A 23,718-nucleotide genomic window follows, 5' to 3' on the forward strand; every position below is an offset into this window, starting at 1 on the left:
GGGCGATGGACGTAATCCGCGCCGCCGCAGTGCAGCTCAGCCCCGTCCTTTACAGTCGCGAGGGCACCGTGGAAAAGGTGGTCGGCAAGATCGCGCAGCTGGCACGCCGCGACGTGCAGTTCGCGACATTCCCGGAAACGGTGATTCCCTACTACCCGTACTTCTCGTTCGTCCAGCGCCCCTTCGAGATGCGACCGGAGCACCTGCGGCTCCTCGACCAGGCCGTGGCGATCCCGTCGCCGGCGGTCGACGCGATCGCCGAGGCCGCCCGTGCGGCAGGCATGGTCGTATCGATCGGTGTCAACGAGCGCGACGGTGCTTCGCTGTACAACACGCAGTTGTTGTTCGACGCCGACGGCACCCTGCTGCAGCGCCGCCGCAAGATCATGCCGACCTACCACGAACGGATGGTCTGGGGCCAGGGCGACGGTAGTGGGCTGCGCGCGGTCGACAGCGCAGTCGGGCGCGTCGGACAGTTGGCGTGCTACGAACACTTCAATGCATTGGCCCGCTACGCCTTGATCGCCGACGACGAGCAGATCCACTCGAGCATGTTCCCCGGATCTTTCGGCGGCGACCTGTTCGCGCGGCAGATGGAGATCAGCGTGCGCAATCACGCGCTCGAGTCGGGCGCCTTCGTCGTCAACGCGACCGCGTGGCTCGAAGCGGATCAGCAGGCGCAGATCATGGCCGACACCGACTGTCCGATCGGACCTATCTCGGGCGGCCACTTCACCGCGATCATCACGCCCCAGGGCGAATACGTGGGTGAGCCGCTGCGCACGGGCGAGGGCGACGTCATCGCTGACCTCGACTTGTCGTTGATCAACACGCGGAAGGCGCTGATGGATGCCGGCGGCCACTACAGCCGGCCCGAAACGCTCAGCCTGCTCATCGATCGCACCCCACGTACCCAGGTACACGAGAGCATCGGACCAGAGGAGGTCGAAAGTGTCTGCGTCTGAAACCAAGTTCGAGGGCATTCGGGTGCGCTACGACAGCGCCAAGAGCTATGACGCGCTGGTCGGCGCGCTGCTCGCCGACATCGGAGAAAGCCCGGTGCCGATCGACGACATTACGACGACGACCGGCGACTGGCAGGAATACGAGGGTCGAATCCAAAACCACGCCGGCCCAAGTGGATTCATGTTATTCGGCACGGTCGACCACGGCGCCTGGATCACCAAGGCCGGCATCGACCGCAAGGCGTTGCGCGTCATCCTCGGCAACCCGCTGATCGCCATCACCATGCTGCGCCACGACGTCAAGGCCGGATTGTTCGCCCCGGTCGAGCTGTTGGTCGCCGACGAGGGCGACGATGGCAGCAGCGTGACCTACGTCAAACCGTCGTCGCTCATGGTCGTCGAGCCCAATCCCGAGTTGCTCAGCGCCGCTGAGCAACTCGACGGCAAGCTGGCGGCCCTGGCCGAAAAGGTGGCCGGCGGCTCCTGACGACCCAAATTCGCTGACGCCCGTCATTGACGGGCGTCAGCAATTGGCGTACCGTGCCTGCATGGCGTCGGCACGCGCAGCATCCTCGGCCAACTCCGCAGCCGCGAGCGTCCGGGAGGCCCGGCGGCTCGAGACGCGGGCGCGCCTGTTCGACGCGGCGTTGTCCGAGATCTCGCAACGCGGGTTTGCCGCCGCCGACGTCAGCGCCATCGCCGCCGCGGCGGGCGTGGTGAGGGGGACGTTCTACTTCCACTTCCCCACCAAGGAGCACGTCCTTATCGAGGTGGAGCGCAACGAGGAGACCCGGATCATCAGCGAACTCGGCGATGCCACGGGCGATCTGGCCTCGGTGCTGTCGCAAGTTGTACAGCACGTTCTTCGTGCCGAACGCCGGCTGGGCGACGCCGTTTTCCGGGACATGCTCGGGTTGCATTTCTCCTCGACCCGTCCGGTCGAAGACGAATTGATGCAGCATCCCCTCGCCCAGTTCCTGGTGGGCGTGATCGGCCGGGCCCAAGACGAGGGACAGGTGCCCGCCGACGCCGACCCGGCGGAACTCGGAACGTTCTTCCTCACCGGGCTTTTCGCGCTGCTGTCCACCGGAGCGCACGACGAAGCGCTGTTAAGCCGTTACGTGACAACGATTGTCAAGGGAATGGAGAAACGATGAATCGTACGGGCATCGAGGGCTACCGGGACTTCCTGGCCCGCCGCGACGGCGAGGCCGACCTGCTCAACAGGCGGCTGGCGAACCGAGAGCGGTTCTTCGGCGAACTCGAGGCCAACCCCGTCCGGTCGGCCCATCCCGCCGACCGACAGACGTTCCTGCGCAACCTGCGCCGCCGGCGACCGGAACCCGGCCTGGACCCCAAAATGCTGTTCCTGCTGGCGACCGCCAAGCTGAATCAGGCCGAGCGGTTCGGCGTGGGACTCGGCGAAACCTATGGGCGTAACAGCGACGAAAGCCTGCCGCCCGAGAACGTCTACCTCGAACTCGAGGAGCACTACCACACGCGGCTGCTCGCCTACGCGCTGGACGTCTTCGATCTCACCTTCCAGGTTGTGCCCCCGCCTTTCGTGATGCGCCAATTCGTCAAGACGGGCGTATTTCTGCCCGAACGGCTCGGCTTCCTGTTCGTCGGGGCCGCAGAGATGGCCGGCTGCATCATGTTTGACGAACTGCGCCGCGTCGGCGGAAGGCTCTTCGCCGACGAACCCGATGTTGCCCGGCGAATCGAATTGCTCTACAGCGAAATTCTCACCGACGAAATCGGCCACGTCGGCTACTGCGCGTCACGCTGCACCTCCGCGGAGCGGGCGATCATGCGCCGCATCTACCCGTACATCGGGCGGCTTTTCGCGCGGCAGACCGCGGAGATCAGCCTCCTCGTCGACAAGGAGGCGTTGGCCGCGCGGCTCGACCGGCCCTTCGACGTCGACGAACTCACCGCCGACCTGGGCAACGAAACGTACCTCGTCACGCACCCCTGACGACGCCCGCGGCGAGCGTGCACTCAGGGCGATAAGCCAACGAAATATTCGCCGCCAGAACACGTTCGGCGAGAAGCTCTAGAGAGCCCCTAGGCGGCGAGGCCATCGTCAACACTGCGCGCGACGGCCGCGCGCTTCCCGCGCCGCCAACCGCGCACGGCGGCGATCGCGGACTTCAAACCGCGGCGGCGGCCGGTGGCCGGATCGGTACCCAAAAAACCCGGCTCGAGTTCGTCGAACATCCGCTCGCTGCGGGTCTCCGGGGCGTTGTCGGCGTCGTCGCGCAGGTACTTGTTCGGCAGCGACAGCTTGGCCAGCGTGCGCCACGTCTTCGCGTACTGGAAAAGGAAAGACCCTGTGGTGTAAGGCAAGTCGTACTTGTCGCAGACCTGACGCACCCGCAGCGAGATCTCGTGCAGCCGGTTGCTCGGCAGATCGGGATACAGGTGGTGCTCGATCTGGTGGCACAGGTTGCCGCTCATGAACCGCAGGGCGGGGCCGGCCTCGAAGTTGGCGCTGCCCAGCATCTGGCGCAGATACCACTGACCCTTGGTCTCGCCGATCATGTCGGTCTTGGTGAATTTCTCTGCGCCGTCGGGGAAATGGCCGCAGAAGATCACCGCGTTGGCCCACACGTTGCGAATCACGTTGGCAAGCGCGTTGGCCTTCAGCGTGGACATGTAGGTGGCTCCGGGTGACAACGAGGTCAGCGCGGGGAACGCCACGTAGTCCTTGAACACCTGCCGCCCGGCCTTGGCCAGGAACTCGTCGACCCGCTCCCGGGCTTCGTCGTTGTCCATGCGTCGCTTGGCGATCTTGCCGAGCTCCACGTGCTGCAGGCCGACGCCCCACTCGAAGAGGAGCGCCAGCAGGGTGTTGTACACCAGGTTGAAGATGTTGAAGCGCTTCCAGCGCTGGTCGCGGGTGACGCGCAGCAGGCCGTAGCCGACGTCGTCGTCCATCCCGAGGATGTTGGTGTACTTGTGGTGCACGAAGTTGTGGGTGTAGCGCCAGTGCTTGGACGACCCGCTCATGTCCCACTCCCACGTCGAGGAGTGAATCTCGGGGTCGTTCATCCAGTCCCACTGCCCGTGCATGACGTTGTGGCCAATCTCCATGTTCTCGACGATCTTGGCCACGCCCAGCGTCACCGTCCCCGCCCACCAGGCCGAGCGCCGCGAGCTGGCGGCCAGCAACAGCCGGCCGGTTACCTCAAGCGCGCGCTGGGCCGCGATGGTGCGGCGGATGTAGCGAGCGTCCCGCTCGCCGCGCGAGTCTTCCACGTCCTGGCGGATGGCATCGAGCTCAACGGCCAGGTTTTCGATATCGGCGTCCGTCAGATGGGCGAATACGTCGACGTCACTGATCGCCATCGTCGTCATCTCCCTGCGGTCGTTTGTTCGGTACTAGACCTACGCTATCGTAACCTACGAATCCGTAGGTTACCTGTGAGTAGCCTTTAAATGTCGAGCACGCAATCGCCGGACGCGGCCGACACGCAGGTCTGCACCCGGGTCCCCGGGTCGTGCTCCTGGCCGGTCCGCAGGTCACGGACGTGGCCCTCCACCAGGCCGACCACGCAGGACTGGCAGATACCCATGCGGCACCCGAACGGCATCTGCACGCCGACGCTCTCCCCCGCATCCATCAACGACGTCGCGGCGTCGGCGGCGACGGTGCGTCCGCTTTGCGCGAAGGTGACCGTCCCACCCGCACCGGCGGGCGCGGCCTTGGACACCGCGAACCGCTCGAGATGCAACCGCTCGGCGATGCCCGCGGCCGACCACACGCGCTCGGCGGCGGTGAGCAGGCCCTCCGGCCCGCAGGCCCAGGTCTGGCGCTCGCGCCAGTCCGGCACGTCGGCGTCCAGCGCGGACAGGTCGAGCCGGCCCTGGGTGCGCGTCTCGCGCAGCTGCAACCGATAGCCCGGGTGGTCGGCCTGCAGCGCGGCCAGCTCGCCGCGAAACATCACGTGCGATTCCGTGGGGGCCGAATGCAGGTGGGCGATGTCACCGATTTGGTTGCGGCGCACCAGGGTTCGCAACATCGACATCACGGGCGTGATCCCGGAGCCGGCGGTGAGGAACAGGATCGAGGCGGGTGCGGGGTCGGGCAGGACGAAGTTGCCCTGCGGCGCGGCCAGCCGGACGACGGTGCCCGGTTCCACGCCGGCCACCAGGTGCGACGAGAGGAAACCCTCCGGCATCGCCTTAACGGTGATGGTCACGGTGCGCGCCGAACCGGAGCGCGCGGGCGTCGCCGCCGGGGTCGAGGTCAGTGAATACGACCGCCAGCGCCAGCGCCCGTCCATCAGCAGTCCGATGCCGATGTACTGGCCCGGCTGGTAGTCGAAGTCGAAGCCCCAACCCGGCTTGATGACCAGGGTCGCGGAATCCTCCGTCTCGCGACGCACCTGCAGGACGCGTCCTCGCAGTTCGCGCGCCGACCAGAGCGGATTGGCCAGGTGCAGATAGTCGTCGGGCAGCAGCGGCGTCGTGATGCGCGCGGCGAGCTTGCGCAGGGCGTGCCAGCCGGGATGCCGGTCGGCACCGGCGACCACGGGCCGCTTGGTGTCGACGACGTTGCCCGCGATCGATGGGTTCCGTTTGCCCAGAGGAAGCTCCTGCTCACGACGTGGCGCTTTAATTACGCTCACATTGTGATCGATTCTGTGTGCTTCACGAAACCTACGGTACCGTAACCTACGGTGTCGTAGCTAGCGCTAGGGGCGGGAATGCCTCACAGCGTCACATCAACTCCAGCAAAAACGGCAGCTCCTGGTTGGCGTACCAGGCCAAGTCGTGGTCTTGCGCGTCGCCGACGATCAGCTCGGCGTCCTCGTCGCCCAGGTCCGCGGCGTCGACGGCCTCGATGGCCCTGGCCACCGCCTCCTCGGCAGCCGCGTTGTCGACGTACGCGGCGATGACGTCCTCGATCGGGACCGCGCCGGGCAGCCTGACGACGGCGTCGTCGAGGTCGGGACGGTAGGTGACCCCGGATGCGTCGAAGTCGACGTCGGCGGCCAGCACCGCGCGGCGCGGCGGCCGGGAATCCGAGGGCGCTTCGCCCGCCAGCAGGCGCAGAGAGGCCAGCGCCGCCTCGCGCAGCGCCACGTCGGCGAGCTCGTCGTCGTCGCCCGCGGCGTAGGCCTCGCGCAACTTTGGCGTCAGCGCGAACGCCGTGCCGCTGACCGGGCGCAGCGAGCCGTCGGCGACGAGCTGCTGCAGCATGGCCAGCGTGGCGGGGATGTAGACGACGGTCATGTCGGCTAGATCGGCGTGGAGGCGTCGGAGATCGTGGGCGCGGCTGGTTTCACAGCAACGAAGGATAGCCGCACGCAGGGGTTTTCACCGCCGGCTAGGACCGGGAAGCCTCCAGCAGCTCCTCGAGCGCCTGGCTCAGCAGTCCCGGCAGCAGGTCGACGTCGCTCATGGCCTCGCGGTCGGCATTGATTCCGTAATAGAGCATGCCGTTGTAGGACGTCACGCCGATCGCCAGCGCCTGGTTCTGCAGCAGCGGCGGCACCGTGTAGGTCTCCAGCAACTTGGTGCCGGCGACGTACATCTGCGACTGGGCCCCCGGCGCGTTGGTGATCAGCAGGTTGAACGTGCGCTTGGAGAAGCTTGGGAAACTGGTCGCGACGCGGATTCCCATGGCGTGCAGCGTGGGCGGGGCGAACCCCGACAGCGTGACGATGGTCCTGGCGTCCACCAGCTGGGCGGCGGTCGGGTTGGACTCGGTGGCGTGCGCGATCTGCGAGAGCCGCACCACGGCGTTGGGCTCCCCCACCGGCAGGTCGACGAGGAAAGGCATGACCTGGCTGATCGCCTGGCCGGGGCCGCTCGCGTCGAGGTCGCCGTCGTCGTACACCGACAGCGGCGCCATCGCCCGCACCGTCGCCGTCGGCGACACCGCCACCCCGCGCGACATCAGCCAGTTGCCCAGCGCGCCGGCGATCACCGCGAGCACCACGTCGTTGACGTCGCAGTCATAGCGCGCCCGCACGGCGCGGTAGTCCTCGAGGCTGCCGGTGGCGACGGTGAACCGGCGATGGCGCGAAACGGTGGCGTTGAGCGGGCTGCTGGGCGCGTCGCCCCGGGCCAGGTTGCGCACGAAATCGAACGCCCGGCGCCCCGCGCCGACGAGCTCGCCGTAGTTGGTCACCAGGCCGCCGATCGCGGACCCGACGGCCTGCAGCTGCGCGCTCGGACCGGTCAGCCACTCGCCGATCGCGCCCAGCACCAGCCGGGTGTTGCCCGGGTCGCGTTCCGGGATCCAGATGTCTTCGGGGGCCGGGGGCGGGCGTCTCGTCCGGTCGCTGATGACGTGGTTGATCTCCAGCGCCGCCATCCCGTTGATCAGGGCTTGATGCGATTTGGTGTAGAGGGCGAGCCGGTTCTTGGACAGGCCCTCGACCAGGTACATCTCCCAGAGCGGCCGCGACTTGTCCAGCGGCCGCGCGGCCAGCCGCGCGATCAGTTCGTGCAGTTGACCGTCGCTGCCCGGCGAGGGCAGCGCCGAGCGCCGCACGTGATAAGTGATGTCGAAGTCGGCGTCGTCGATCCACACCGGCCGGGCCGTGCCGACCGGCACCTCGCGGACCTTCTGCCGGTAGCGCGGGATCTGGGGCAGCCGCTGCTCGACGGTGGCCAGCAGCGTCTCATAACTCAGCCCGGCCCGCGGACGGCGCAGGATGGCCAGCGATCCGACGTACATGGGGGTGGCGGTGTTTTCCAGCCGATAGAACGACGCGTCCGGCGGGGACAACCGGGTCACCATACGGCGCAGTCCTCCTCGTCGATTCATCGCCCTGTCGCCTCAAACGATGTCTGGCCAACGGTAATCGTCCAGCCCGCGGCGCACGTCGGCATGGGGACGCGCGATGGCGACTTATGCCATGATGACGACTGTCTGCCCCTCTCCAGCAGGCTTCCGGTCCGGCCGAGAAGTTGGAGAGTGCGCGTTGAACACTAGCCCCGTTGCGAATCCATCCGGCGCTTTCAGCGTCACGCCGGTGGTCGACTACGAACCGGAAACCCGGGATGTGCCGCGCACCGTCCCGTCGTGCCGGCCGTCCTCGCGCACTCCGCTACGCCGCCGCGGCGGCCACGCCACGCCCCGGCCCTACACCGGGCAACTCAGCAGAGCGCCGGGCCCGGTCATGTCCCCTCGGATGCGCCAGGCGGCGACCTTCGCCGACGCGGCGCTGCGGCGCGTGCTGGAGGTCATCGACCGGCGCCGCCCGGCCGCCCAGCTGCATCCGTTGCTGTCGCCCAGCCTGGTGGATTCGGTTGTCGCGGTGGGGCGTTCGGTGGCCGGGCGGGCGCCCGGCCACGCGGGTGCCGCCGTGTTGCGGCGCATGCGACTGCAGCCGGCGGGCCACCGGGACCCCGACGCGGCCGCCGAGGTCTTCGGCTCCTACAGCCGCGGGAACCGGGTCCACGCCATCGCCTGCCGGGTGGAGCAGGTGGGCGCGGCGAGCGGGGCGAGGTGGATGGTCGTGGCCCTGCACATCGGGTGACCGCACCGGTCACCTCGCAGCGAGCGGCCGTCCGCGGTGAACCGCTCGCCCGAAAGCTAATGCAGCTCCGCCGGTTGGGCCGGGTCGCGCCGCGGGCGGTGTCCCAGCGGCAGCAGCATCGGCACCCGGCGACGGTAGTCGCGATACTGCTCACCCAGCGCCTCCACCAGGTCGTGTTCCTCCAGGTGGGTGGCGACCAGGATGTAGCCCGTCATGGCGACCGAGAACAGCAGGTGTCCGGCCGTCATCGTGGGCACCGCCCAGAAGACGATCACGAAGCCGAGCATGAGCGGGTGGCGCACCAACCGGTACAGCATCCGGGCGTGAAAACCTATGTGCGTGTAGGGTTTTCCGCGCCACGCCAGATACACCTGGCGCAGGCCGAACAGGTCGAAGTGGCTGACCATGAACGTCGCGGCCAGCGCGATGGCCCAGCCGAGCCAGAACAACGTCCACAGCGCCAGGCGCCCGGCCGGTGGCCGCACGTCCCAGACGACGGCCGGCATCGTCCGCCATTGCCAGTAGAGCAGCACCAGCACGGCGCTGGACAGCACCACGTAGGTGCTGCGCTCGATCGGCGATGGCACGATCCGCGTCCACCACGCCTTGAACGACGGCCGCGCCATGACGCTGTGCTGGACGGCGAACACGGCAAGCAGCCCGATGTTGATCAGCACCGCCTCACCGATCGGCGCCGGCAGGCCGTGATCGACGGTTCGCGGCACCCAGAAGTTTCCCAAGAACGCCACGAGGTACAGAAATGCGGCAAGAAAGAGCAGGTAAGCGGCGGCGCCGTAACCGACAATCAAGAATCGCTTCATTCGCTGATTGTGCGCCTCGCCGGCGCGTTTGAACATGGGGCGGATGCCTCATTTTCGGCCGCGCACGGCACGTTTCCAGACGCCCGTCGGGTTAGCTGGGCACCGGGTTCACCAGACCGTGCCGCAGCGCGTACATGCTGGCGCCGATGCGGTTCGAAACGCCGATCTTGGCGTACGTCCGCTCGACGTGATTGCGGGCCGTTTTCTCGCTGATCACCAGCGACGCCGCGATCTCCTTGTTGGACGCGCCGCGGGCGACCAGGCACAGCACCTCGACCTCCCTGGGGGTCAGCCGGTCCGGCCGCAGGTTCGGTCGTTGCGCGGGTTGTCCGGCCGCGTGCAACACCGCTTCGACCGCGACCGCGTCGAGTTCCCCGGCCTGCGCACGCCCGCGCAGCCGGCGGGCCGCCGCGCCGGCCGACATCGGCTCCCGGTACGGCCTCGGCTCGCGGGCGGACTGGTAACAGACGGCGGCGGCCAGGATGCGGTCCGGCATGTGCAGCGCGGGCCCGGCCAGCCCGCGCGGATATCCCGCGCCGTCGAGGCATTCGTGGTGATTGCCGGCGACCTCGGCCAGCCGGCCCAGGCCGGGGACCTGGTTGAGGATGCGCACCGTCAGATACGGGTGCAGCCGTACCCGCTCGAATTCCGATGCGCTCAACGGGCCTTGCCGCGACCAGATGTGATTCGACACCCCGATGCGGCCGAGGTCATGGACGTGGCCCGCGCGCCGGGTCAGCTCCACCGCGTCCGTGTCCATTCCGGCGGCCAGCGCGGCGTCGCCCGCGAGCCGGGCCACCGCGCGCGAATGCCCAAGGGTGAACGGGCATTTCAGGTCGACGAAGTCGCCCAGCGCGACGAGCAACGCGTCCAGCGACGCATCGTCAAGCCGCTGATGGCGATCGGGCGCCTCGCCCAGCGCCGCCGCCCACGCATCGCCTGCGGGCGGTCCGGCCAGGATCGCGTCGGCGTCGCGCAGGAACGCGTCGGCGACCCGGGGATCGAACTGCCCGCCGCGCCGGCCGCTCACCATGGCCACGGCGCCGGCGACGCCGTACGTGCGGTGATGAACCTCGACCATGTCGGCGAGCTGCGCGATGCGCATCTGGATGGGGATGGTCTCCCCCCGCGCTCCCGCGGGCAGCCCGCCGCCGTCGTAGCGCTCGAAGGCGAACGCGAGCGCGGCCTGCACGTCGGGACTCAACCCGATCCGGTCGGCCAGCAGCGCCGCCGACGCGCAGTGCGAGTGGATCAGCCGGGAGATGTGACCGCGCGCGTTGGCGAAAAGCGTTGCCAGCACGGCCATTCGATGCGCGAGGGGCTGGCCGCGGCCGACGTTGCTCGCCAGGAAGCGCAGGTACGGGATGCCGGACCAGTCGACCAGATAGGAATCGTGGCGGACGGCGATGTCGTCGCCGAACCAGCGCGCGTATTCGTGGGAGTCCGCGTGACAGCCGACCCACATGATCAGCGTGGTGTAGTAGGCGCAGTCGCGCTCGTCGGCACACAGCCCGAGCCGGTCGGCGAGCCGGGTCGCGATGAGCGCCGCGCGCAGCATGTGCTCGGCGGGTTGGCCGAGGCCGAGATCGATCGCCACCGACAACGCCGCGAGCAGCTCCGCCCGCGTCGGTAGTTCGGACTCTGGCATGAGCCTCATTGTGCCCAGCCGGCGGCCGCGGGGTCACCCGATTGCGGCGGTGCGCCGCACGGCCTCGTGCCGGGCGGCGTCGAAGCTGTCGAAATGCCCGGAGCCCACCGCGAACACGCCGCGTTGCGGCGGTCGGAAGCCGGCCAGCCGCGCCTGCGGGCGCAGCGGCCCCACCGGCCCGAGGTCCACCTCGCGCAAGACCGCGCGCGAGTGTCCCACCGCCCACACCTGTACGGGCGCGATCATGAATCGCTGGCCGTTGGGCGCGGTTCCGGCGAGCCGGATCCGCCCGGCCCGCAGCGTCGGCCCGGCGACGCGGCCGAGGACGGCCAGGGCCGCCCGGTTGGTCCACGCCCAGGCGGGCAGTCGCGCGCCCACCGCGCTCATCAGCCGCGTCGACCACGTGGCGTGCAGGTCGATCTGCCAGGCCAGCAGCCCCGGGATGGCGACGAACAACGACCACGGGGTGACCCACGCGACGTCGATGTCGCACTGGACCGCGTCGCGGCTGGTCGCCGCGCTGAAGAAGCGGGCGCAGCTCTGCGGGCCCGGCGTGGTCGCGTAGAAGGTCCAGGCACCGTGGGGGTCGCGGTGCCACACCGAGCGATAGCCGGGCGAGAACGACGTCGCCGGGAACTGCCGCAGCGCCAGGTAGTGCCCGCTGGCGAAGGGGAGCCCCAGCACGCCGAATCCGACGAATCGTTCGTCATCTCCGGCGGGCAGGACGGGGTGGTGCAGGACGGCGGTGGCGGCGTCGAGGGGGGTGCATGCTGTGGTCATCCCTGGATGGTCCGCGCGGCCACCGCCCCGGCGCATGGGGCGGATGCCTCAAATTCGGCGCGCCCGGTTCGCGAGCGCCCGGCCAGTCGGGCGTTGGGCCGCGAGCGCCCGGACAGTCGGGCGGCGGGCGGAAAGCCGAAAAGGCGAGTGCGCCCCGCTAGCGCCGCTTCACCGATTTGGGTGGTTTGGCGCCGCGGCCCTGTTGGCGCGCCGCCGCTCGCCGCTCGCGACGGCTGGCCCCGGCGGGAACCCCCGCCGGTGTCTTGGCGTCACCGCCGTTGCGCTGCACCTGCGCCGAGCCGTCCTCCGAGGGGCCGGAATAGGTGAGCGCCGGCGCCTGGTTGTCAATCCCCTTGGCGCGCAGCGTACTTGGGGCCTCTTCGCGCACTGCGGTCGTGGTACCGCCCTGCTGGGCGGCCGCGGCGGTGGCGAATTCCTCGAGCCCTTCGGGCGCCTCGACCGGGGCGACCTGCGGGGTGGGCACCGCCTCGACGGTCACGTTGAACAGGAAGCCGACCGACTCCTCTTTCATGCCCTCGAGCATGGCCATGAACATGTCGTAGCCCTCGCGCTGGTATTCGACCAGCGGGTCGCGCTGGGCCATCGCGCGCAGCCCGATGCCCTCCTTGAGGTAGTCCATCTCATAGAGGTGCTCGCGCCACTTGCGGTCGATGACGTTGAGCAGCACGTTGCGCTCCAGCTGACGCATCGCGCCCTCGCCCGCGATCTCCTCGAGCTCGGCTTCCCTTGCGGCATAGGCGTTTTCGGCGTCTTTCAGCAACGCCTCGAGCAGCTCCTCGCGGGTGAGGTCGTCGCGCTCGGAGTCGGCGTCGTGGTGGGTCAGCGGCGCATGGTCGATGCCCACCGGATACAGCGTCTTCAGCGCCGTCCACAGGGATTCCAGGTCCCAATCCTCCGCGTAGCCATCGGCCGTCGCGCCGTTGACGTAGGCGGTGACCACGTCGCGGACCATGTCCAGCGCCTGCTCCTTGAGGTTCTCGCCTTCCAGGATGCGGCGGCGCTCGGCGTAGATCACCTTGCGCTGCTGGTTCATCACCTCGTCGTACTTGAGGACGTTTTTGCGGACCTCGAAGTTCTGCTGCTCCACCTGGGTCTGGGCGCTCTTGATCGCCCGGGTGACCATCTTCGCCTCGATGGGCACGTCGTCGGGGAGGTTCAGCCGGTTGAGCATCGCCTCGAGCGCGGCGCCGTTGAAGCGGCGCATGAGCTCGTCGCCCAGGGACAGGTAGAAGCGCGACTCGCCCGGGTCACCCTGCCGGCCGGAACGGCCGCGCAGCTGATTGTCGATCCGCCGCGACTCGTGCCGTTCGGTGCCCAGCACGTACAGGCCGCCGGCCTCGATCACCTCTTCGGCCTCCTTGGAGGCCTCCTCCTTGACCTTCGGCAATTCCTCGTGCCAGGCCGCTTCGTACTCGTCCGGCGTCTCCACCGGGTCGAGGCCACGCTCACGCAGCCGCTGGTCGGTGAGGAAGTCGACGTTGCCGCCGAGCACGATGTCGGTGCCTCGACCGGCCATGTTGGTGGCCACGGTGACGCCGCCGCGACGGCCGGCGACCGCGATGATGGTCGCCTCCTGCTCGTGGAACTTCGCGTTCAGCACGTTGTGCGGGACGCGGCGCTTCTGGAACTGCCGCGACAGGTACTCGGAACGCTCGACGCTGGTGGTACCGATCAGCACCGGCTGGCCCTTTTCGAAGCGCTCGACGACGTCGTCGACGACCGCGATGTACTTGGCCTCCTCGGTCTTGTAGATCAGGTCGGACTGGTCGGCGCGGATCATCGGCTTGTTGGTGGGGATGGGCACCACGCCGAGCTTGTAGATCTCGTGCAGCTCGGCCGCCTCGGTCTGGGCGGTACCGGTCATGCCGGCGAGCTTGTCGTAGAGCCGGAAATAGTTCTGCAGGGTGATGGTGGCCAGCGTCTGGTTCTCGGCCTTGATCTCGACGTGCTCCTTGGCCTCGATGGCCTGGTGCATGCCCTCGTTGTAGCGGCGGCCGTAGAGCACGCGGCCGGTGAACTCGTCGACGATGAGCACCTCGCCGTCGCGCACGATGTAGTCCTTGTCGCGGTTGAACAGCTCCTTGGCCTTCAGCGCGTTGTTGAGGTAGCTGACCAGCGGCGAGTTCGCGGCCTCGTAGAGGTTGTCGATGCCGAGCTGGTCCTCGACGAACTCCACGCCGAGCTCGTGCACGCCGACGGTGCGCTTGCGCAGGTCCACCTCGTAGTGGGTGTCCTTTTCCATCAGCGGCGCGAGCCGGGCGAACTCGAGGTACCAGTTGGAGGCGCCGTCGGCGGGGCCGGAGATGATCAGCGGGGTGCGGGCCTCGTCGATCAGGATGGAGTCGACCTCGTCGACGATGGCGAAGTTGTGTCCGCGCTGGACCAGGTCGTCGAGCGAATGCGCCATGTTGTCGCGCAGGTAGTCGAACCCGAATTCGTTGTTGGTGCCGTAGGTGATGTCGGCGTTGTAGGCCACCCGCCGCTCGTCGGGCGTCATCTGGGCCAGGATCACGCCGACGTCCAGGCCAAGGAAGCGGTGCACGCGGCCCATCCACTCGCTGTCACGTTTGGCCAGGTAGTCGTTGACGGTGACGACGTGGACGCCCTTGCCGCCGATGCCGTTGAGGTACGCCGGGAGCACCGAGGTCAGGGTCTTGCCCTCACCGGTCTTCATCTCGGCCACGTTGCCGAAGTGCAGCGCCGCCGCGCCCATCACCTGCACGTCGAAGGGGCGCTGGTCGAGCACCCGCCAAGCCGCCTCGCGGGCCACCGCGAAGGCCTCGGGCAGCAGGTCGTCGAGGCTCTCGCCGTCGGCGTGCCGCTTCTTGAACTCGTCGGTCTTGGCCCGCAACTCGGCGTCGGTGAGCTTCTCGATCTCGTCGGACAAGGTGTTGACGTAGTCAGCCACCCGCCTGAGACGCTTGAGCATGCGACCTTCGCCAAGGCGCAGCAACTTCGACAGCACAGCTATGTCCTCTACGGTTTGATCGCCCGGCTCCTCCTCATCGCGCTACGCGCTCTGCATCGTCACCGGGCCGGATCGGAGTCTTTGGCGACACCCATCCTAGGTGACGTCGCTCTTTGGGCGCCGAACGTCGACTTCTTGCGCCAATTTGCTTGAAATCTCGCAATAAGTCGACGTTCGGCGGGGTGACGCGATCAGCCCAGTCGGATCAGGCCGTAGTCGTAGGCGTGGCGCCGGTACACCACGCACGGCCGCTCGGTGTGCTTGTCGTGGAACAAGAAGAAGTCGTGCCCGACGAGCTCCATCTCGTAGAGCGCGTCGTCGACCGTCATCGGCGTGGCCGGGTGCTCCTTGGTCCGCACGATCCGTCCGGGTTCGTGGTCGGGCTCCACCCCGTCATGCTCGGCGGGCGCCTCGGGCGCGCCGCGCGCCGGTTCGGGGGGCGGCACCGCGGTGGCGGCGGCCAGCGAGACCGGCGTCTTGTCGCCGTAGTGGACCTTGCGGCGGTCCTTGACGCGGCGCAGCCGGCTCTCCAGCTTGTCCACGGCGGACTCGAAGGCGGCGTAGAAACTATTGGCGCAGGCCTCCGCCCGGCTCACGGGGCCGCGGCCGCGGGCGGTGATCTCCACGCGTTGACAAGACTTGCGCTGCCGCCGGTTGGGAGCGTGCTTGAGCTCGACATCGAAAAGGTAGATGGAGCGATCGAACCGCTCGAGGCGGGCGAGCTTTTGGGAGACGTACAGACGGTAATGATCGGGGATTTCAACGTTGCGGCCTTTGAACACAACGTCGGCGGTGGTTGTCGGTTGGGCTTGCCCATCGGTGGCCGAGGGCGGTTGGTCCAGAATCTGACCGGAATCCACGGATAGCCTTGACATACGTGACAACTCATTTCTCTTTACACGTCGCACGCGCGTTGCGTGCCCGGCTGGCTTGATGCGCCGACGAGGTGAGAGCGGTTCGAGACTGGCTACCGCCGCAGGCTGCCCGCCGGTGCAAGGTGTCGATTACTCACCCCTTCCCGCAAGTGGGGCTCAACCTGGGAATATCCCGACCAGTGAGTCAATGAATGTTGATTCCGACGTTAGCTCGTGTTCGCCTACCCATGCCACTAATTTCGCAGAGCTGTTGCGAGTTCTTCACAACCTCTTGGCTGCCGCACCCGCTCACGCGGCGGCGATCGCCAGCACCGCGACGACCCGGACCCCCGCGGCTTCCAGAACGCGCACCGACTCCCGCGCCGTCGCCCCGGTGGTGACGATGTCGTCGACGACCATGACGTCGGTGCGCGGCAACCGGCCGCGCAGCACGACGCGCCCGGTGATGTTGCGTTCCCGCGCGGCGGTGCCCAGGCCCACCGAGTCGCGGGTCAATGCCTTGATCCGCAACGCCGGGGCGACGGCGATCTCCGGATGCTGCGCCACCGCGGCGCGGGCCAGCCGGGCGACCGGGTCGCCGCCGCGCCGGCGTGCGGCCGAACGCCGCGTCGGTGCGGGCACGAGGGTCAGCGGGGTATCGACCATCCCCCACGCCAGCAGCCGGTGCACCCCGAGGGCCAGTGCGCGCGCCAGCGGCGCGACGAGATCGGCGCGGCCGTGTTCCTTGAGCGCGAGGATCGCCTGGCGGCGGGCGTTGGCGTAGCGCCCGAGCGCGAACACCGGGACCCCCGCGTCGATGCGCGGGTTCACCACGTGCGGCTCGTCCGGCCGGACGGCCAGCTCGGTGGCGCAGGCGTCGCACCAGCGCGACGACGGCGCCCCGCAGCCGCCGCACTCGGCCGGCAGGACCAAGTCGAGCATGGCGACAGTGTGGCGGACGGGGGTGACAGGGAAGGGCGCCGACGCTGGCGCGCGGTCAGCCCGGCAGTACCGGCGCCGCGCCGGGAATCGTCAGCCCGGGCACGTCCGACCAGCCCTGCTGACCGTCGGCGGACGGCGAATACTGCAGCACCCCTTCGGGTCCCGCGACGTAGGCCGTGGACGGGCTGGCCACCACGGTCGTCACCGGCATCTGCAGGCCGCGCGCCGGCGCATCGGAGTTCACCCCGTCGATGTTCACGTACGAGACAGGATGGTTGGCGTCGGTGCGGGTCACCACGATGTCGTCGCCGGTGCGCCACGACAGCGACACCACCGAATTGCCCAACCCGAAGCCCAGCCGGCGTGGATACGTGAGCGCGTACTGGCCGGCCTGGGTCTGCTCGACGCTGGCGAGGATCACCTGGCCGCCGATCACCATCGCGGCCCGCGTGCTGTCGCGGGACAGCTGCAAATCGGTGATCGGCCCCGGGAACCGGGTGGCCACCGCCACCGAATCCACCGGAATGCGCGCGGGTTGCCCCGACGCCGGCTCCTGGATCGCCCGGAGCACGTTGTTCCCGTCGACCACGACCCAGACCACGTCGTCCAGCGACCAGGTGGGCCGCGACAGGCTGTGCCCGTCGGCGGACTGCACCGCCTCGGCGCCGAGATCACCGATCCACAAGGAGGCCGCCATGTCCGGGGCGCCGCGGTGCAGCGTCACCACGGACGCCACCTCCCGGCCGCTGCGCGACAACGCGGCGCCGGTCTGATCCCCCATGCGACCGAACGCGCCCGGCACCATCGCGGTGTGCTGCCCGTCCAGCGACACCAGTGAGCCGTTCACCAGGGCGTGCAGCCCGGCGCCCGCGCCGTCGGCCACGCCGGGATCGGTGGCCGCGACATCGGAGGTGGTCCACCCGTCGCGGAACCGGTCGTCCAGCGGCGCGCCGTCGGCGTTGATCACGTACGGTCCCCGGATATCGGCGCGGGCCAGCGTCCAAATGATCTGCGCCGCAACCAATTGCCTGCTGTGCGGGTCGGTGGTGGACAGCTTCTCCAGATCGACGCGCGCCCCGCCATACCCGCGCCCGATCCCGCTCTTGCCGCCGTCGGCCCGGGTCACCGGCCCGCGCAGCCGCAGCGGCGGGGCGAGCAGGTTGCGGACCGTGTGCGCCATCTCCGGCCGCGGCCCGGCGATCAGCTTGGACACCAGCTCGGTCGCCAACTGGTCGTGGTCGGGCACCGCGACATAGCGCGGATCGGGGACCACGGTCTTGCCGGTCGGGTCGGCGAAGTAGAGGGTATTTCGTTTGTAGGTCGCCTGGAACTGTTGCCAGTCCAGGAAGACCCCGTTGGGCAGGCGGTCGATGCGCCAGCCGCCGGAGGTCTTAACCAATTCGATCGGCCCGGGATCGGGCAGCACGCCCTCGGCGGTTTCGAACACCCCCATGTCGGACAGCGAGCCCAGGATGTCCGCCCGCATGGTCGCCGAAACACGTTCGGCCGCACGGGTTTCGACGAATACGACGTGATCGATCAGCAGCGCGCTGCCGGCGTCGTCCCACGAGTTGGACGCCGACTGGGTGAGGAACTGGCGGGCGGCCAGGTGCCGGTTCGCCGGATCGGCTGTGGCCTTGAGGAATTCGCGCAGCAGCACGTCGGGGTCCATGCCCGGGGTCGGCTTGGGCAGGTTCGACGGCGCCGGCCGCTCGACGGTGCCGATCGCCTGCGGCGCCGACGAGCTGGGCACCCCGGCGCAACCCGCCAGCAGGACGGCCAGCATCAGCAGGCCCAGCAGGCGCCGCATCACAGGGTCCTCTCGGCGTGCTCACGCTGGCGCTGCGGACGTTCCTTGCGCTCGGACCCGCCGGCCTGCGGGGCGGGCCCACCCGGCTGGGAAGGCTGCGGGATCGGTTTCATGGGCAGCGGGCTGGTGGTGACCTTATGGCCCCGGACCAGCGGCAGCGTCAGCCGGAAGCACGAGCCGTCGCCCGGTTCGCCCCACGCCTCCAGCCGGCCCTGGTGCAGCCGCGCGTCCTCGATGCTGATCGCCAGGCCGAGCCCGGTGCCGCCGGACCGGCGCACCCGCGAGGGGTCCGCGCGCCAGAACCGGCTGAAGACCAGCTTCTCCTCGCCCGGCCGCAGCCCGACCCCGTAGTCGCGGACGGTGACCGCGACCGTGTCCTCGTCGGCGCCCATCCGGATCTTGACCGGCTTGTGCTCGGCGTGGTCGATGGCGTTGGCGATCAGGTTGCGCAGGATCCGCTCCACCCGGCGGGTATCGACCTCGGCGATCACCTCGTGCGTCGGCAAATCCACCTGCAGTTCGATGCCGGCGTCCTCGGCCAGATGCCCCACGTTGCTCAGCGCGCTGCGCACGGTGGTGCGCAGGTCGACCGCCTCGACGGACAGCTCGGCGACACCGGCGTCGTGCCGGGAGATCTCCAGCAGGTCGTTGAGCAGCGACTCGAACCGGTCCAGCTCGCTGACCATCAGCTCGGTGGAGCGCGCCAGCGTCGGGTCGAGATCCGCGCTGTGGTCATAGATCAGGTCGGCGGCCATGCGCACCGTGGTCAGCGGGGTGCGCAGCTCGTGGCTCACGTCAGAAGTGAAGCGGCGCTGCAGGTTACCGAACTCCTCCAATTGGGTGATCTGTCGCGACAGGCTTTCGGCCATGTCGTTGAACGACATCGCCAGCCGCGCCATGTCGTCCTCGCCGCGCACCGGCATCCGTTCGGACAGGTGCCCCTCGGCGAACCGTTCGGCGATGCGCGACGCCGACCGCACCGGCACCACCACCTGCCGCGACACCAACAGCGCGATCCCTGCCAGCAGCACCAGCAGCACCGCGCCGCCGGTGATCATGGTGCCGCGCACCAGCTGGATGGTGGCCTGCTCGTTCTTGAGCGGGAAGATCAGGTACAGCTCCAGGTTGGCCACCTGCGAGGACGCGGGGGTGCCGACGATCAGCGCCGGTCCGGAGAAGCCGTCGGTGTGCACGGTCGCGTACTGGTAGGACGCCTGCCCGGCCTTGACGAAGCCGCGCAGGGAATTGGGCACCTGGTCGACGGGCCCGGCCGTGGTCGCGGCGCGCGGTCCGTCGCCCGGCACCATCAGCACCGCGTCGAAGGCGCCGGCCATCCCCGCGCCGGAGGCCTGGTCGGTCTTGGACGTCAGCGTGTTGCGGGCCAGCTGCAGGCTGCTGTCCAGCGAGCGCGCCTCCTCGCCGTTCACGATCCCACCGACCGTGGTGCGCGCCCGCTCGATCTGCTCGATGGCGGCCTTGACCTTGACGTCGAGCACGCGATTGGTGACCTGAGACGTCAACACGAAGCCGAGCGCCAGGATGACCGCCAGCGACAGCCCAAGCGTCAGCGCGACGACCCGCAACTGCAGCGAGCGGCGCCAGGCGATGGCGACGGCCCGACTCACCGCGCCCATGCCGCGAGTCATGGGGCCGGAGCGCCCCCAGCGGCTCCGTGTGCGTCGCCGGGAGCCCCAGATCACGTGTTCCTACCGCTCACGGAGGTCCGGCCTTGTACCCAACTCCTCGAACGGTCAACACCACGGTCGGGTTCTCAGGGTCTTTCTCGACCTTGGCCCGCAGACGCTGGACGTGCACGTTCACCAGGCGGGTATCCGCCGGGTGACGATAGCCCCACACCTGTTCGAGCAGCACATCACGAGTAAACACCTGCCGCGGTTTGCGCGCCAACGCCACCAGCAGGTCGAACTCCAGCGGGGTCAGCGAGATCTGTTCGCCGTTGCGCGTGACCTTGTGCGCGGGCACGTCGATCTCGACATCGGCGATGGACAGCATCTCGGCGGGCTCGTCGTCGTTGCGCCGCAGCCGCGCCCGCACCCGGGCCACCAGCTCCTTGGGCTTGAACGGCTTCATGATGTAGTCGTCGGCGCCCGACTCAAGGCCAAGGACCACGTCGACGGTGTCGGTCTTGGCGGTCAGCATCACGATCGGCACGCCGGAATCGGCGCGCAACACCCGGCACACGTCGATGCCGTTCATGCCGGGCAGCATCAGGTCCAACAACACCAGATCGGGGCGCAGTTCGCGCACCGCAGTCAGGGCCTGGGTGCCGTCACCGATGACCGCAGTGTCGAAACCCTCCCCACGAAGCACGATGGTGAGCATCTCGGCTAGCGAAGCGTCGTCATCGACGACCAAAATCCTTTGCCTCATGGAGTCCATGGTGTCACCAGATCGGGACAAAACTCGGGCGCCACACGGGCGTTTCTTCTCCGATACGGCCGAATCGTGACAAATTTGTGCTATCTGGCCATCAAACTGGCGGCCAAACCACCCGGATCGACGTCTTTGTCGACGACCCGCCACGGGCCGCCCCAGCCCGCCGCGGCCAGCCCGGCGTAGACGTCGCCGGTGCGTTGCTGGAGCCCGTCGTCGCGTTCGTAGCTGTCACGCGCCCGGCCCGGATCGGATGCGGCGCGGCTGCGCGCACGCTGCCCGGCCAGTTCGGCCGGCACCGCCAGCAGCACCTGCCAGTCGGGCGCGGGCAGACCCAGGCGCTGGTATTCGAGGCCGTGCACCCACGCCACCGCCGGCCCGCCCGCGTCCTGATGCAGGCGGGCGGCGGTGTAGGCCGCGTTGGAGGCGACGTAGCGGTCCATGATCACCACGTCGTGGTCGCGGCGCAGCCGCTCGAGATGCTCGACCGCGGCGGCGCGGTCGAGCGCGAAGAGGGTCGCCATCGCGTAGACCGAGGACGCCAGGTCCCCGTGCTCGCCGTGCAGCGCCTCGGCCGCGATGTCGGCGGTCACCGATTGCCCGTACCGCGGGAAGGCCAACGTGGCCACCGACCGCCCGGCCGCCTCAAATGCCTTGCGCAGCCCTTCGGACAGCGTCCGCTTGCCGGCGCCGTCGACGCCTTCGATCGCGATCAGCACGGCGCGAGCCTAATCCCTCGCCGAGTGCCCGGCTGGCCGGGCACTCGGTGCCGAACGCCCGCTTGGCCGGGCGTTCGGCCAAAGCCGGCTCAGTAGCGGTAGTGGTCGGCCTTGTAGGGGCCGTCGACGTCGACGCCGATGTACTCGGCCTGCTCCTTGGTCAGCTTGGTCAGCTTGCCACCGAGCGCCTCGACGTGGATGCGGGCCACCTTCTCGTCGAGGTGCTTGGGCAGCCGGTAGACCTCGTTGTCGTACTCGTCGTTCTTGGTCCACAGCTCGATCTGCGCGATGACCTGGTTGGAGAAGCTGTTGCTCATCACGAACGACGGGTGGCCGGTGGCGTTGCCCAGGTTCAGCAGCCGGCCCTCGGAGAGCACGATGATCGACTTGCCGGTGTCCGGGAAGGTCCACAGGTCGACCTGCGGGCGGATGTTCGTCTTGGTGGCGCCGGACTTCTCCAGCCGGGCGATCTGGATCTCGTTGTCGAAGTGGCCGATGTTGCCCAGGATGGCCTTGTCCTTCATCGCCTTCATGTGCTCGAGGGTGATGATGTCCTTGTTACCGGTGGTCGTGATGATGATGTCGGCCTCGCCGATCACGTCCTCCACCCGCTTGACGTCGAAGCCCTCCATCAGCGCCTGCAGGGCGTTGATCGGGTCGATCTCGGTGACCGTCACCCGGGCGCCCTGGCCGGCCACCGACTCGGCCGAACCCTTACCGACGTCGCCGTAGCCGCAGATCAGCACCTTCTTGCCGCCGATCAGCACGTCGGTGCCGCGGTTGATGCCGTCGATCAGCGAGTGCCGGCAGCCGTACTTGTTGTCGAACTTGGATTTGGTGACCGAGTCGTTGACGTTGATCGCCGGGAACGCCAGGTCGCCGGCGGCGGCGAACTGGTAGAGCCGCAGCACGCCGGTGGTGGTCTCCTCCGAGACGCCCTTGATCGACGCGGCGATCTTGGTCCACTTGTCCTTGTCGGTCTCGAAGCGCTTGCGCAGCAGGTTGAGGAACACCCGGTGCTCGGTCGAGTCGTCCTCGTCGTCGGGCGGCACCACGCCGGCCTTCTCGTACTGCGCGCCGCGCAGCACCAGCATGGTGGCGTCACCGCCGTCGTCCAGGATCATGTTGGCCGGCTCGTCGGGCCAGGTCAGCACCTGCTCGGCCGCCCACCAGTACTCCTCGAGCGTCTCGCCCTTCCACGCGTACACCGGCACACCCTTGGGTTCTTCGGGGGTGCCGTGCGGGCCGACGACGACGGCCGCGGCGGCGTGGTCCTGGGTGGAGAAGATGTTGCAGGACGCCCACCGCACCTCGGCGCCCAGCGCGACGAGGGTCTCGATCAGCACCGCGGTCTGCACGGTCATGTGCAGCGAACCCGAGATGCGCGCGCCCTTGAGCGGCTGCACGTCGTGGTACTCGCGGCGCAGCGACATCAGACCGGGCATCTCCTGCTCGGAGAGCTCGATGTCCCGGCGACCGTAATCCGCCAACGACAAATCGGCGACCTTGAAGTCGATGCCGTTTCGAACGTCGGGGGTGAGTGCGTTTTCGGTCGTCGTCATGGCTTCTCTTCCTTTTTCCTGCCGTCTCGGGGCTCGCTCGGATCCAAGCGGTAATTAGCTTAGGTATGTTCTTGCGCCACTGTAGTCGTGCGCCCGCGCGCCGCACGGGCCAGGGAACGTTCAGGGAACCTTGACGACGCCGTGCCGCTCGGCGAACGGGGTCATCAGCCGCGCCAGGTCGGCGGCCACGTCGTGGTCGGCCTCGGGCGGCATCGACACATAGCTCAGCGCCAGCCGCACGATGGCGCGCGCCAGCACACCGGCATCCTCGTCGCTGGTGGCCACCCAGCTGTGCGTGAGCGCAGTGGTCAGCCGCTCGGAGGCCCGCGTGATGATGGGCGCGCTGCCGGTGGTGATGATCTGCAGCAGGTCCGGCTTGGCGACGCCGGTCAGCAGCGAGATCACCAGCGGATCGGCCGACAGCTCGGTGAACAGGTCGCGGAAGCCCTGCAGGAACGCCGCATAGATGTCGCCGACGTGGGCACCCAGCGCGGCGTTGACGGCGTCGACCAGGCGGTCGGCCAGGCGCAGGCCGTACCCCTGCGCCAGCCCCTGCCGCGAGCCGAACTCGTTGTAGATGGTCTGCCGGCTGATGCCCGCGGCGCGGGCCACGTCGGACAGGGTGATGGCCGACCAGTCCCGGGCCAGCAGCTCCTCGCGCATCGCGTCGAGCACCGAGTCACGCAGCAGGGCGCGCGACGCCTCGGCGTACGGCATCCGCTTCACAGGCGCGAC

The 23,718-nt window shown here is 68.7% G+C and carries 21 protein-coding genes; 5 read left to right on the forward strand and 16 right to left on the reverse strand.

Features of this window, described 5'->3' with window-relative positions:
- The first annotated feature begins 5 nt into the window (after positions 1-5).
- The 4 genes from W7U_RS15880 (at position 6) to W7U_RS15895 (ending at position 2,943) form a co-directional block, all read left to right on the forward strand.
- Positions 6-965, forward strand: a complete 960-nt coding sequence (locus W7U_RS15880) for a carbon-nitrogen hydrolase family protein (protein WP_008259741.1) — start codon at positions 6-8, stop codon at positions 963-965.
- Positions 952-1,452 carry a DUF302 domain-containing protein gene (locus W7U_RS15885; protein ID WP_008259742.1) on the forward strand — a complete coding sequence of 167 codons (501 nt, stop codon included), beginning with the start codon at positions 952-954 and terminating at the stop codon, positions 1,450-1,452. Before W7U_RS15880 ends, W7U_RS15885 begins: the two co-directional genes overlap by 14 nt.
- Positions 1,453-1,513: 61 nt before the next feature.
- Positions 1,514-2,122 carry a TetR/AcrR family transcriptional regulator gene (locus tag W7U_RS15890; RefSeq protein ID WP_014712262.1) on the forward strand — a complete coding sequence of 203 codons (609 nt, stop codon included), beginning with the start codon at positions 1,514-1,516 and terminating at the stop codon, positions 2,120-2,122.
- Positions 2,119-2,943 carry a hypothetical protein gene (locus tag W7U_RS15895; RefSeq protein ID WP_008259744.1) on the forward strand — a complete coding sequence of 275 codons (825 nt, stop codon included), beginning with the start codon at positions 2,119-2,121 and terminating at the stop codon, positions 2,941-2,943. Before W7U_RS15890 ends, W7U_RS15895 begins: the two co-directional genes overlap by 4 nt.
- Positions 2,944-3,032: 89 nt before the next feature.
- On the opposite strand, the gene W7U_RS15900 is transcribed toward W7U_RS15895, so the two are convergent.
- The 4 genes from W7U_RS15900 to W7U_RS26630 all read right to left on the reverse strand — a co-directional run bounded on the left by W7U_RS15900 (position 3,033) and on the right by W7U_RS26630 (position 7,722).
- The gene (locus tag W7U_RS15900; protein ID WP_008259745.1) at positions 3,033-4,316 is read right to left on the reverse strand and encodes a fatty acid desaturase; all 1,284 of its coding nucleotides are present in this window, start codon (positions 4,314-4,316) and stop codon (positions 3,033-3,035) included.
- An 86-nt stretch (positions 4,317-4,402) separates the two neighbouring features.
- Entirely contained in the window at positions 4,403-5,557 is a 1,155-nt protein-coding gene (locus W7U_RS15905; RefSeq protein ID WP_036429592.1) for a ferredoxin reductase, read from the reverse strand.
- A 133-nt stretch (positions 5,558-5,690) separates the two neighbouring features.
- On the reverse strand, positions 5,691-6,206 hold the full coding sequence (locus W7U_RS15910; RefSeq protein WP_008259748.1) for a hypothetical protein: 516 nt from the start codon (positions 6,204-6,206) through the stop codon (positions 5,691-5,693).
- A 94-nt stretch (positions 6,207-6,300) separates the two neighbouring features.
- Positions 6,301-7,722 (reverse strand): wax ester/triacylglycerol synthase family O-acyltransferase, encoded by a 1,422-nt coding sequence (locus W7U_RS26630; protein ID WP_008259749.1) that lies wholly within the window; start codon positions 7,720-7,722, stop codon positions 6,301-6,303.
- 184 nt (positions 7,723-7,906) lie between these two features.
- On the opposite strand from W7U_RS26630, the gene W7U_RS15920 reads away from it, so the two are divergent.
- Complete coding sequence (locus tag W7U_RS15920; protein WP_036429453.1) at positions 7,907-8,464, forward strand: Rv3235 family protein; 558 nt, start codon at positions 7,907-7,909, stop codon at positions 8,462-8,464.
- A 56-nt stretch (positions 8,465-8,520) separates the two neighbouring features.
- On the opposite strand, the gene mddA is transcribed toward W7U_RS15920, so the two are convergent.
- From mddA to W7U_RS15980, 12 genes are all read right to left on the reverse strand, one after another.
- Complete coding sequence (mddA, locus tag W7U_RS15925) at positions 8,521-9,285, reverse strand: methanethiol S-methyltransferase (RefSeq protein WP_179960089.1); 765 nt, start codon at positions 9,283-9,285, stop codon at positions 8,521-8,523.
- A gap of 91 nt (positions 9,286-9,376) precedes the next feature.
- Positions 9,377-10,942: an HD domain-containing phosphohydrolase gene (locus tag W7U_RS15930; RefSeq protein WP_170320608.1), complete on the reverse strand. Its 1,566-nt coding sequence runs from the start codon at positions 10,940-10,942 to the stop codon at positions 9,377-9,379.
- 24 nt (positions 10,943-10,966) lie between these two features.
- Positions 10,967-11,713 carry a hypothetical protein gene (locus tag W7U_RS15935; protein WP_008259754.1) on the reverse strand — a complete coding sequence of 249 codons (747 nt, stop codon included), beginning with the start codon at positions 11,711-11,713 and terminating at the stop codon, positions 10,967-10,969.
- Positions 11,714-11,870: 157 nt separating this feature from the next.
- The gene (secA, locus tag W7U_RS15940) at positions 11,871-14,699 is read right to left on the reverse strand and encodes a preprotein translocase subunit SecA (protein ID WP_008259756.1); all 2,829 of its coding nucleotides are present in this window, start codon (positions 14,697-14,699) and stop codon (positions 11,871-11,873) included.
- Between the two features lie 194 nt (positions 14,700-14,893).
- The gene (gene raiA, locus W7U_RS15945) at positions 14,894-15,562 is read right to left on the reverse strand and encodes a ribosome-associated translation inhibitor RaiA (protein ID WP_008259758.1); all 669 of its coding nucleotides are present in this window, start codon (positions 15,560-15,562) and stop codon (positions 14,894-14,896) included.
- Between the two features lie 303 nt (positions 15,563-15,865).
- Positions 15,866-16,498, reverse strand: a complete 633-nt coding sequence (locus W7U_RS15950; RefSeq protein ID WP_008259760.1) for a ComF family protein — start codon at positions 16,496-16,498, stop codon at positions 15,866-15,868.
- A 55-nt stretch (positions 16,499-16,553) separates the two neighbouring features.
- Positions 16,554-18,308: an MtrAB system accessory lipoprotein LpqB gene (gene lpqB, locus W7U_RS15955; RefSeq protein ID WP_008259761.1), complete on the reverse strand. Its 1,755-nt coding sequence runs from the start codon at positions 18,306-18,308 to the stop codon at positions 16,554-16,556.
- Positions 18,308-20,008, reverse strand: a complete 1,701-nt coding sequence (mtrB, locus tag W7U_RS15960; protein WP_008259762.1) for an MtrAB system histidine kinase MtrB — start codon at positions 20,006-20,008, stop codon at positions 18,308-18,310. The genes lpqB and mtrB overlap by 1 nt, the downstream gene beginning before the upstream one ends.
- Before the next feature lie 13 nt (positions 20,009-20,021).
- Positions 20,022-20,708, reverse strand: coding sequence for a two-component system response regulator MtrA (mtrA, locus tag W7U_RS15965; protein ID WP_007168097.1), 687 nt, complete (start codon positions 20,706-20,708; stop codon positions 20,022-20,024).
- Between the two features lie 80 nt (positions 20,709-20,788).
- Entirely contained in the window at positions 20,789-21,421 is a 633-nt protein-coding gene (locus tag W7U_RS15970; RefSeq protein WP_008259770.1) for a dTMP kinase, read from the reverse strand.
- An 89-nt stretch (positions 21,422-21,510) separates the two neighbouring features.
- On the reverse strand, positions 21,511-22,983 hold the full coding sequence (gene ahcY, locus W7U_RS15975; RefSeq protein ID WP_008259773.1) for an adenosylhomocysteinase: 1,473 nt from the start codon (positions 22,981-22,983) through the stop codon (positions 21,511-21,513).
- 120 nt (positions 22,984-23,103) lie between these two features.
- A complete protein-coding gene (locus tag W7U_RS15980; protein ID WP_014712267.1) occupies positions 23,104-23,700 on the reverse strand; it encodes a TetR family transcriptional regulator in 597 nt (198 codons plus the stop codon).
- Positions 23,701-23,718 lie beyond the last annotated feature (18 nt).

It is taken from the genome of Mycobacterium sp. H4Y, from assembly GCF_000364405.1.
Lineage (GTDB): Bacteria > Actinomycetota > Actinomycetes > Mycobacteriales > Mycobacteriaceae > Mycobacterium > Mycobacterium intracellulare.